Source organism: Flavobacterium sp. (assembly GCF_046155325.1).
Classification (GTDB): Bacteria; Bacteroidota; Bacteroidia; order Flavobacteriales; family Flavobacteriaceae; genus Flavobacterium.
This window is the reverse complement of the sequence record NZ_JBJXDQ010000031.1, coordinates 1-12,320: the sequence shown is the minus strand read 5'-3', so window position 1 is coordinate 12,320 and position 12,320 is coordinate 1. Positions and strand designations below refer to the sequence as shown.

Here is a 12,320-nt window from a genome sequence, read left to right as displayed (position 1 = left end):
ATTTTATCCGGAAAATCATCCACAATTTCCGGTTTGTAAGTAACTAATTTTCCTTCCAAATCTTCCAAGGCTTGTGCATTCATAGCATCAGCTTTGGCATTGTGCGTGGTTAAGGTAATGTAACCTTTGTTCGCTTTCAAATCGAAATCGGGTTTTACGTATTGATTCAAATTTTGAATGTCTGCGCTAGAGATTCGATTGTTCCTCAAATTATTCAAAATCGAGATAAAAGCATCATCGGTTTGACGAAAAATCTTCGACAACTCGATATACAAAGGTGGATTTTGCTGTACCACATGCGAATGAAAAAAGAATTTTCCTTTATAATAGGTTTTTAATGTGCGCCATTCCTCATCCCGAATTACGGGTGGCAATTGCAACAAATCACCAATAAACAAAACTTGAACGCCACCAAAAGGACTGCTTTTTTTACGAACCGATTGCATCATAAAATCCATGGCATCGAGCAAATCGGCGCGAAGCATACTCACTTCATCAATGATGAGCAATTCCATATTGCGAATCACGGCTTTCTTCAAACCGCTCATTCTAAAATGGCGTCTCAAAGTAGCTTTTGTTTCAAACTTCGTGTTTTCCGAAAAATGAGGTGATGAATTATCAGGGATAAACCCGCCAAAAGGCAACTGAAACATGGAGTGAATGGTAACGCCACCCGCATTTAGAGCTGCAATTCCTGTGGGAGCAACCACAACCGTATTCTTGTGTGTGGTTTGAATAATTTCACGCAAAAGCGTGGTTTTTCCCGTTCCTGCTTTTCCCGTAAGGAATATAGAACGATGCGTCTGATTGATAAATTGCAAAGTGTAAACAGCGGCTTCGGAAAGGGTCTGCATTAGTGGTTTTTTAAAAAAGCTAAAGTATAAATTAAAAGCTGAAGAGAACATTAAAATTATACGCTTTTTATTGAGCGTATTAAACCAAAAAACGCATATAAAAGTCCAAAATTAAAGTCTATTTGTTAGTCCAGAGGAGTCCCAACTCACGAGAGTAGGAACGCTTTACAGCGTGACAAACGGAGACTTAAGATTGGAATAAATATAATACTGTTTGGTAATAAACTACCAAAAGGTATTAAAAAAACACAGATTTTACAAATTTGCACAGAAAAAATCTGTGTTAATTTGTGAAATCTGTGTCAAAAAATCCAAGCAGAGCTTCGAGGAATTAAACCTAAAGAGATTAAAATCTAATATAAACCACAAATTCGCAAATTGTATAAAATTGATTTGATACAATTTGCGAATTTGTGGTACTATTATTTTTGTATGTAGTTGAGCCAAAAAAAAGGCTGTCCTTTCGGACAGCCTTTCTATTTTAAAAGAGTATCTAGGATACAATTATTTTTTAATCACACGAACTGATTTAGTATTAGCGCCTTGGCTTACAATTACATTGTAAACACCTTTAGCTAATCTTGAACCAACTTGAGTTGAAGTAGTTTTTTCAACCAAACGCCCTTGCATGTCATACACATTTACATTGATAGCTCCTTTAGCAGAAGTTTCGATAGTAAACTCAGATGAAGATGGGTTTGGATACGCCACTACACTGAATTCGTTAGCAACAGCTGCTTCTGACGCAATTCTTCCAGGAGAAGCAGGACAACCTGAAGTAGCATTTGTCAATGTAAGAGCTCTAAGAGTAGCACTTGATCCAAATCCGTTTTTTGAAAATATATAAATATACTTTTTAGCAGCAGTTGTAGATATGAATCCTGATACGTAATTCACAGTAAAAGTAGCATTTGCAACAGCATCAATTTCAACGGAAGAAGCAAAACCTGTAGCTGTTGTAACTGTAGCACCCACAGGTGCTTCGATAAGGTAACTAGTAGCATTAGTAGCTAAAGCTACAATAGTGTAAGTAACACTAGTAGCAGCAGAAGGACAAATGGCTAAAGTACCTGTTGGAGTAGCTGGTGTAGCAGGAGCAACAGCAGTTAATGTTAATGTTTTATCAACAGATGAATCTACATTGTTTTTCGCTTTTACAGCAATTATAACTGAACCAATATTTTGCTCTATACCATCGTAATCAACTGTAATTGAATTAGAAGTACTTGTCCAAGTTGAAGGACTTGTTGCACTTCCAACTTGAGTAGCTCCCGCTTTAACATTAACTCCTAAAGGAAGTGTCCATGTGTAAGATGAAGCGTTAGCTACTGCAGCAGCAGTTAAAGTTAAAGTTTTAGTTGTTCCAACATAAGTACTGATATTAGTTACACTAGTCAAAACATTCAATGATTTAATTGAAGCTGGAGCCAAAGGAACAACAGAAACTACTTTCAACAATGTAGCAGTACTTGGTGTAGTACCAGGAGTTGCAGGAATATAAGTTGAAGTTGCGTTTGTAGATGGAAAAACTGCTGGAGTTATAACTTCAGTATATAAATTGTAGTTTATTCCAGGAACATTGTTAGCAATAGCTGTAGCGTTTGCAAGAGTATTGTTGTTTGTTACAGAAGCACCAACACCATTCAATGATTTAACCCCTAAATACAATTCGTTTACAGTATTGGCAGTTGCACCAGCAAAAGAAACGATTATAGATGGCAAATCAGATGTGATTACTGTACCGTATTGTACATAAGGAGCACTAGTTGTAGCACCGTAACCTGTTACAGCTGAAGTACGTGTAATAGCACTAAAAGCAATAGTAGATGAATCTGATACTTTAGTTAAAGTTCCAGCTCCTACAATACTTGCAGAAGGAAGAGTAGTTCCCGCACCAGTACACACTAAACTTGTAGCCACAGTAGTTAATGCTGTTCTAACAGTATAGGTATTTCCATCATAAGTAAATGTATTTCCAACAGCTGCAGTTGAACCAGCAGTTACAGAAAAAGTATACAATACAGGAACTTGAGTAGTACCCGCAATTCTTTGAACCGCAGTAGAAGTAACGATTTTGGTAGTAGCACTATTTACATTTACACCTGTATATGTGTTATAAGTAACAACCCAAAATTTAGTACCAACAGTTGTAGGAGCTGTAGTAGGAGCTAAAAATGGCTCAGCAGTAAAAGTAACTGTAGTAGTTACTGGAGTTGTTGTACCTGTTACTAAGCTAACCCCTGCAGGCAATTCCCATTTGTATCCTGTTGCAGTAGCAACCGTAGAAGAAACTAAAGTAACTGGAGTTTCTGTTCCTGCAAACTGACCAAATGAAGTAAGAGGAGTAATTGGTTTAGCAGAGTTTTTATCATACATTTTCAATGTTGGAGCAGTAGCCAATGCTTTTTTGATAACTAATTTAGAAGCAACACCTGGACAAGCATTAGCATTTACACCTTGAGCAGTTATAGTACCTACAAAACCAGCACCAGCAGGAACATTAAGGTAATTAACAGTAATAGTATTTGTACCTTGACCTGTAGCTAAGACAGCTGGAACAGCCGTCACAACTGGTTCAACACCTGGTAAACTAGCTTCAACCGCAGGGACAAATGGTGTGCCAGCTTTAATATTAACACCAGCTGGAACAGTCCATAAATAACTAGTTATACTAGTATCTACTGAAGGAGAAACAACGGAATAAGTAAATTCAGTTGAAGTACCTATAGACAAACCAACAGCAGTAACTGCAGCAGTAAGAGCATTAATACCTTTTATAGCACCTAAACCTACAGTAGGAGCAGCTAAGATTAGTACATCAAGTGAGGTTCTTGCGCTTTCAGCACCACCGGCGCTAAGCTCTGAAACATAATACGTTTTAGTTCCTACAACAGTTGTTGAAGGTGTTGGAGCAGTAGTTAAAGCTGTTCCTTTTATAGCAACAGTATACCATTTTAAAGAAACTCCAGTAGCTGAAAGAATAGCTGTTAATGGAGATAATCCTAAAGTACCTTTGCAATATGTTAGGTTAGCAGTTGTAGGTTTATCACCTGTTCCAACAGCACCAACTAAAGTAGCAATTGAAGCATCAGTAAACAAAGCTCCTGTAGAAGCTACTGTACCTGGTCTGTAATCGATAGTTGTAGTGTTTGCATTGTAATCTGAATAGTTAGCTGTATTATAAGGAGCCGTTAAGATTCCAGCAGAAGCTAAATAAGAGTTGTTGTTAGTAGAAAACCAAGAAGACAATTCAGTAGCAGAAGTAGTTGTAGTAGATGAAGAACCTCTTACACCAAAAGTATAAGTACTGCTTGGAGCACCAGCAATAATATTATTTTGGAATTTCAAAGTGTTTGCATTAGCATTAGCTTGTGCAGTAGAACCATCAACAAATAAATAGTTAGATTTGAAATCTAAAAAGATAGAGTTGTATACTTTTATTTGTGAAGCTCTTCTTAAACGCAATGGTCTTTCGTGACCTCCAGCAACAGATTGTCCGACTCTTCCTGATGGTCCAATTAAAGTACAGTTAGAAAAAATACATTTTGTATCATCCCATCCTGCTTGTACGGTAACACCAGCTGGGTTATTGTCAGATTCGAAACCTTCAGAGTTTGAAACTACTGGATTATCAGCAATAGCAGGATCTTTGATGCCTAAAGCAAATTGAACAAACCCTTTGTAACCGTTATCAGTATCAAAATCATCATCTAAACCTCTGTAAGCAACTAGGTGTTTACAGTTTACAGCACCACCAAACCATTCGAATGAATCATCATTCGTGTAAGATGTCTGTACATAATCAATAGTAGTTCCACTACCAACACCACCCATAGTTAAACCATTGATTTCGTTGTTGTTTGAAAATACAAACCCACCAAACTCGATTCTAACGTATTTCAATGTCCCTGAGTTGTCTGCATCATTTGGAGTTAATCCTCCGCCGTATTCTGTGTTTACAGAAGCAGTAATCCCTTCGATATTGTTTAATCCTGTATTAGCAGTTGTAAGAGCAGAAACTCTAGCTTTTCCTAAAAGCACTATTCCACCCCAATCTCCAGGAGATCTTAAGCCAGCAGCTTTGTCAGATGTAAATACAATTGGCAATGCAGCTGTACCAATAGCGTTTAATTTTGCTCCTTTGGTAATGATTAAAGCTGTACCTGTTGAAGTGAAAACACCTTTAACAGTTACTCCTGGTTGAATAGTTAGCGTAGCACCATTTCTTACATAAATAAGACCTGAGATTTTGTAAGTTGTACCAACAACCCAAGTTGTGTTAACTGTGATATCAGTAGTAACATTTACTACTGTAGCAGCATCTGTGTATACAGCATTCTTTGGATCCCATTCAGTCCAAGAATCTGTCCACATTGCAGCTGGAGCTGGTGCAAATGCACCACGATAAGAAACCGACTCAATTTGAGCCGAAGCAAAATTGCAAACTAATGCGAATAATGCAATCAAATAAAATTTTTTCATTGTTTAGAGTTTTAAGTTTATTAAACAGGTCAAATGTATAATCGGCATGTTAAGCTATTATAGGGTTATCATTATCAATAAATTAAGTTTGTGTTAAGAGAATGTAATCTTGAAATTTGAGTTTTAATACAATTAACTAGAAAATTTTAAAAGCATTAAAGGTTCCGAAGAACCTTTAATGCTTTTAAAATTTAATTATAAAAATCAACGATTAGTATTAATTATTTCTAGAAATTATATGTCAATGAAAAAGAAAATGATCTGCCAAATTTTGTAACCCAACGATCATCATCATATTTTGAATACCCATCTTTGTTTTCAAAATCACCTACAAAAACTGTATTGGCAAAAGTTTCGAATACACCATAACGATTGTCATGTGATTTAGTAGTATTTTCGTAAAAAATTAAATCTTGAGCCAAGATGTTTTGAATGTTTAATTTCAATTCTAACTTTTTATCCATCAAGGTTTTTGCAATTTGCATGTCTAGGAAGGTTCTTCCTTTTTCCCAAAGTGATGGGTTTTCAACTCCTTGTCCAACAACATAAAGTCTATTTCCTGCTCTGTTCATATTTGCCGAAAAAATCCAACCGTTTTCAGCATTCATATATTGCACCCCTGCATTGATAACATAAGGTGATTGTCCTTGTAGTGGTCGTGCTGGTTCTGCTTCGGTATTGGCGAGATTTGTAATATCTACTTTTGATTTTATAATGGCTATATTTGAAAATAAGGTTATATCATCAAAATATGTAGTGTTTTCATTTTTAAATATAGAACTCAGTAATGTTCTAAATTCTAGTTCTATTCCACTATTTTTAGCGCTTAAGGCATTTCTGTATGTAATAGTTTTATTAAGTAATTGCTGTAACTCTATAGGATTAGTAAAATCTTTTACAAAGTAAGAGAACGAGAACATTTGTCCTTTTCCTGGATAAATTTCATATCTAAAATCATAATTGTTAATTTTAGCTATTTTAAGATCTTGATATCCCTCAGTAAAAAATGTGGTTGTAAAATCATAAAAACCAAAAGGAGCTAGTTCTCTATATTCTGGTCTATTTAAGGTTTTAGAAAAACTTAGTCTTAAATTTTGTTGTTTGTTTATCGCATAAATCAAATTTGCAGATGGTAGAAAGTCGTTTTGCTTATTATTCAAAGCAATAGCTTCTGTATCTGTTAAATCGGCGTTTAATGTTTGTACAAAATTTTCAAATCGAACACCCCAAACCAATCGAAACGCTTTATATTTATTGTCCAACATTAAGTATGTAGCATTCAACTTAGACCCTGCCTGATAATCATCTCTCGATTGAGTAGTCTCGTTCAGGGTAAATCCGTTTACGCCAGGGGAAATAATTCCTAAATTGGTTTGGGCAAAAATAGTTTCGTTTGGAAGTTTTAGCAATTCTTGATCAAAAGTACCTCCGGATGTAGAGGCTAGAAAAAACAATTGACGAGAAAAAAAATCTCGCTCTCTTTTTTGTGTAAATGCTCCAACTTTAATCTCGTTTATAAAGTCTTCACTTACAGTAAATTTTCTTGACAAATCTAGCTTAGCTCCTTCAATACTTTCTTTGTTTTCGGAAAAAAACATACTACCACCATTATCGGTAGATCCACCACTTGTTCCTGCAACTGAAATAGGTGTGTTTTCATTTGGATCAATACTATTAGGATCACCAATAGTGTAGGCATTTCTTCTTAAATTAGGAATAGATCGATCTATGTTACTATAAAATCCAGTCCAGTTTAATTTAATTTTAGGAACAGAAAAATAATGATCCCCATTCAACTGTCCCGAATAAATTTTATTACTAGTAAACCATCTTACATCCGATGCAGTCGTTCTTGGGTCATTAATTTCTTTTTGCCCATATCTTTCTACAACTAAATCGGTTGAATTAATACTATAAATGTTTTTGAAATTGATAGCGTTGTTGGCATTAAACTTAAACGAAAAATTAGCCAATGCTGCAGTTAATATTTGTTGGCTATAATTGTTATCATTATAATCATTAGTTTGGAAACGTTCTTCATCTTGGTAATCTAATCTCCTTATATTATTAAAATTATTTGTAACGTTGTGGGTAAATGAGAATAAAACTCCAAAAACTTTTTCGCCAAAATCTAAATGATGACCAAGGGAATACTGAACACTCGTATTGGGTTTGAAACGAGCGTCATTGATGGCCCAATCATAATTAAAATCCTTTGCTATGATTGACTTTTCTTGAAGAGACAAGGCATTATATGCAATTTGAGAAGGCATTGACGAAGGCAAATCACGTACTCCATTATCAAAACCTAAAAAATCCGTTCCACTACCTTCATAAGTTCGTTGCGTTTTGAAAGTCGTGACTGTATTATACCCAGAGCCTATAGATATCGATTGAAAGTTTTTGTCAGGAACTGACTTTGTGTTTATTTGTACCACACCTCCTGCAAAATCTCCAGGTAAATCTGGCGTAGCTGTTTTAGTAATTATTAAGTTATCTAACATATTGGATGGGAAAATGTCAAAAGAGAATGCTTTCCTATCGGGTTCTGAACTTGGTAATGGCGCACCATTCAAAACCGCAGCATTGTATCTGTCATTCAAACCTCTAATAACAACAAATTTATTGTCTTGAATACTGGCACCACTTATTCTTTTAAGCACATCAGATGTACTCTTGTCCGGTGTTCTTTTGATAGATTCTGCCGAAATACCATCAGAAACACTAGCGCTGTTTTTTTGCTGTAATAATAATGATTTTACCGATTCAACTTTAGCTCGAGTTCTGGTAACTACTACTTCCTTCAATACGTTTTTACTTTCTTCTAAAGAAACCGTCAAAGTTGTTGCATCGTTCGCTTTAACTATAACTTCTGATAGGATTTTAGTTTTATAAGAACTGGTATAAATTTGAACCTCATAAGTGCCTACAGGAACATCTCTAATTATAAAATTTCCATCATAATCAGTTGAGGCAAAAAGTTTAGTGTTAATTACCGTAACATCAACCCCTGGCATTGTTTTTCCTGTTTTATCATCTAAAACTGTTCCTTTAATTATAGATGTTTGAGAAAAGATTAATTGCGAAAATATTAGAAAAACAACCGTGTAAAGTGATTTCATATTGATTTATAATTTTATAATCATAATTGATCGCAAAATTAGAATCTATATTAGTGGTTAATGTTATTTTAAAGTTATTAAATCTTAAACTAGACGTAACCAAACCGGAAGAAAGGTTCTAAAATTTACATTATAAAACCCGTTGGGTGTAATTAAATTTTTAAATATTTTTTTACCACATAGAAGCATAGATTTTAAAAATCAATAAAAGAAGCTTCGCTTTATTTCAGAATACAGAGCTAGTTGAACCCATAACCCGAGGCCGCTATAGCGGACGAACAGGCGAAGCAAATGGGCTATACAACTCTTGTTTCTATGATTCTATGTGGTTAAATTTTTAATTTTATTGGTTTATTTTAATTTTCAATAATTACACTCAACGGGTTATTATAAACAAAAAAAACTTCAATCTTTATTCGAGATTGAAGTTTTTAATTCTAAAATTAGAATTACACTTTTTTATTTCTTTTTTTCGGAGGCGTTATACTTATCGTTTAATAATTTGATAATGTCTTTGGTGATGTCATATTTATCTTGAGCATATAAAACAGTGGCTGCATCTCCTGTTCCATAAATATAAGCGTATCCTTTCTCTTTTCCATACTGCTTAATGAATTTTTTTACACCACTAATCAAGCTGTCCATTTCAACAGCACTCTCTTGTTGCAATTCTTGCGAAAGGGCTTGTTGTGCCTGCCCTAATTGTTGTTCTCTCCTTTGCAATTCAGCTCCTTTTTGTTCTGCCCATGCTTGACCATTAGCTTTTGCTTTTTCTTGAAAATTTGAAACTTCATTTTTGAATAAACTAATTTGAGCTTCTAATTGTTTTCCCTTATTTTCGGATTTTACTTTAAACCTAGCCTCTACATCTTTTGTTTCTTGATATTCTTTCATTAATAGAGATGTATCTACATAGGCTGTCTTTAATTCCTTAGTTCCATTTGTCTCTTTTAGCTCAACGGCTTTCTCACAAGCTAATAGAGAAATTGAAATTGCAATAATTACTAAAAATTTTTTTGTCATTTTTTTAATTGATAAGTGAACTTAATATAAATTTTTTTGAACCTTGAACAAAAGTATAAAAAATAGTCCGTAGTAGTAAAATAATATAAAATCGAACTGTTATTTGCTGTATTGATTTCTGTTATTGATTTTAATTTTAATATTGATAATTACTATCGAAAACGGATTGTTTAAATGAGCCCTAAGAGCATATTTTATGAATTACTGCGTAAACCTTGTTTTTCAAGAGAAGGGGTCATAAATGCATTTAAAATCAATTTTTGTTGTTTTTTATGATGTAAATATGTGAGGAATATTCAAAATCCTGCCTAGCATTCCAATTTGATAGTAATCCTATTAAAAAGGCTTTAGGATAATTCATTTTTCCCGATTTGTATTTTTCAGAAAGCAAGCTAACATAAAAAGAGTCAAATTTCATAGGCAACACTTTTTCCAATTTCATATTTTCATTTTGAAAAAGCATTTGCATCGCTGTTTTTGAAAAATGCCAAAAATGTATCGGCACATCATAAGCGGCCCAAAATTTACCATAATATTTTGCATCATAAGATTTGAAATTTGGAACTGCAATTAGAATTGTTCCATTTGGTTTTAGCACTCTTTTCAATTCTTTTATTTGAGCTTCTATATTTGGAACATGTTCCAAGACATGCCACATTGTAATTATATCAAATGAATGGTCTTCCAATTCAGTTGTATGCTCAACAAAAGATATTCCTTTTTTAATTGCAATGACTTTTGCTTTTTGGCTGGGCTCAATTCCCTTTGTTTGCCAGCCATTATTTTTGGCTACAGTCAGGAAGTCCCCAGTTCCTGCTCCAATATCTAATAATGTTCCTTTATTTGATTGAAGGGAATTAATTAAATTAAGTTTATTTTTTAACGCTATGCTTTTTATTAAATGGTATAATTTTTCAAACAAAGAACGTTTGTTGTCTGTATGCGAAATATAATCCTCACTTTCATAATACTTCCCCAAATTATCTAAACTGGGCTGCGGATGTGTAATTAACATATCCAAAGTTTCGTCGTAATATAAATCGAAAGTTTCTTTAGAAACAGAATAATCTTTTACCGTTAGAAAATGTTTTTTATTCGAAATATCCATTTATTTTTTTTATTCTCTTATTTAAAATTATCAATAAAAACAAACCTTTACGAAGTAGTTTCACGTGGAACAAATTCAGATGGCAGGTTTCAGATGGCAGGTTTGCGGTCTGCAAACTGCTATCTAATACTACCTTCCCATGTAAATTAGTAAAACCGAAACATCACTTGGCGATACTCCGCTTATTCGAGAAGCTTGTGAAATCGTTACGGGACGAATTTTGGTTAATTTTTGTTTGGCCTCAATCGACATGGACTTAATCTTGTTGTAATCAAAATTTTCTGGGATTTTTACATCTTCCAATCGAGTCAATTTATTAGCGTTGTTTCTTTCCTTTTCTATATAACCCGAATACTTGACTTGGATTTCGGCTTGTTCTAAAATTTCTTGATCCAAGTTATTTTCTAGAATGTAACTTTCTACTTTCTCAAATTTTCTAATGTCTTCCAAGTCAATTTGAGGCCTAGAAAAGATTTTAAACATTTTGTCTCCTTGAGTTATTAAGGCGGTATCTTTTGATTCGAGGATTGGATTTGTTTCTGCCATAGTAACACTTGTTTCTTTGAAAAAAGCAACCATTTTTTCCGATTCATTTAATTTATGCTCCATTCTTCGTAGACGCTTTTCTGAAGCTAATCCAATTTCATATGACATCGGTGTAAGTCTAAAATCGGCATTATCTTGACGCAACAAAGTTCTAAATTCAGCTCGAGATGTAAACATTCGATACGGCTCTTCTGTTCCTTTTGTAATTAAATCATCTATCAAAACTCCTATATAAGCTTCGTCTCTTTTTAAAATAAGTGGTGCTTTTTCTTGGACTTTAAGAGCCGCATTTATTCCTGCCATTAATCCTTGAGAGGCAGCTTCTTCATAACCTGTAGTGCCATTTATTTGACCCGCAAAATACAATCCTTCAATCAATTTAGTCTCTAAGGTGTGTTTCAATTGAGTTGGAGGAAAATAATCATATTCAATAGCGTATCCAGGCCTAAAAAACTTTACTTTTTCAAAACCAACAACGGAACGTAAAGCTTTGTGTTGAATGTCTTCAGGTAAAGAAGTAGAGAAACCATTTACATAAACCTCACAAGTGTTCCAGCCTTCTGGTTCAACAAATAATTGGTGTCTTTCTTTATCAGCAAAACGATTGATTTTATCTTCTATCGATGGGCAATATCTAGGTCCCAGAGATTTAATTCTACCATTAAACATGGGCGATCGATCAAATCCTTCTCTTAAAATACTATGTACATCAAGCGAGGTATAGGTCATATGACATGATTTTTGATGGGCTAAAGGTTTAGTCACGTCAGAATATGAAAATTTATCAGGTTTAACATCTCCTTTTTCTTCATTCATTTTGGAATAATCCAACGACCGTCCATCAACTCTAGGCGGTGTTCCTGTTTTCATTCTTCCAGCTTGAAAGCCAACATTAATTAAATCTTCCGTAATACCATAAGCAGCACTTTCTCCCGCTCTACCTCCACCAAATTGTTTTTCACCTATATGTATTAAACCATTCAAAAAAGTTCCGTTAGTTAAGACTACAGATTTTGCTTTTATTTCAATTCCTAAAGAAGTTTTTATTCCTCTAATTTTGCCGTTTTCAATAATTAATCCCTTTACCATTTCTTGATAAAAATCTAAATTTGGCGTTCCTTCAAGCATTAATCTCCATTCTTCGGCAAATCGCATACGATCACTTTGAACTCTTGGCGACCACAT

The 12,320-nt window shown here is 34.2% G+C and carries 6 protein-coding genes; all 6 read right to left on the bottom strand.

Annotated elements, in window-relative coordinates; all coding sequences use genetic code 11:
- Window positions 1-854: AAA family ATPase (locus ACKVOD_RS02330; RefSeq protein ID WP_409207873.1), on the bottom strand; the 854-nt coding region annotated here is incomplete at its 3' end.
- Between the two features lie 504 nt (window positions 855-1,358).
- On the bottom strand, window positions 1,359-5,336 hold the full coding sequence (locus tag ACKVOD_RS02325; protein WP_409207872.1) for a T9SS type A sorting domain-containing protein: 3,978 nt from the start codon (window positions 5,334-5,336) through the stop codon (window positions 1,359-1,361).
- A 227-nt stretch (window positions 5,337-5,563) separates the two neighbouring features.
- Complete coding sequence (locus ACKVOD_RS02320; RefSeq protein ID WP_409207871.1) at window positions 5,564-8,458, bottom strand: TonB-dependent receptor domain-containing protein; 2,895 nt, start codon at window positions 8,456-8,458, stop codon at window positions 5,564-5,566.
- Window positions 8,459-8,917: 459 nt separating this feature from the next.
- The gene (locus ACKVOD_RS02315; protein WP_409207870.1) at window positions 8,918-9,481 is read right to left on the bottom strand and encodes an OmpH family outer membrane protein; all 564 of its coding nucleotides are present in this window, start codon (window positions 9,479-9,481) and stop codon (window positions 8,918-8,920) included.
- Between the two features lie 253 nt (window positions 9,482-9,734).
- A complete protein-coding gene (locus tag ACKVOD_RS02310) occupies window positions 9,735-10,589 on the bottom strand; it encodes a class I SAM-dependent methyltransferase (protein WP_409207869.1) in 855 nt (284 codons plus the stop codon).
- Between the two features lie 129 nt (window positions 10,590-10,718).
- On the bottom strand, window positions 10,719-12,320 hold a 1,602-nt coding region (gene mnmG / locus ACKVOD_RS02305; RefSeq protein WP_409207868.1), incomplete at its 5' end, for a tRNA uridine-5-carboxymethylaminomethyl(34) synthesis enzyme MnmG.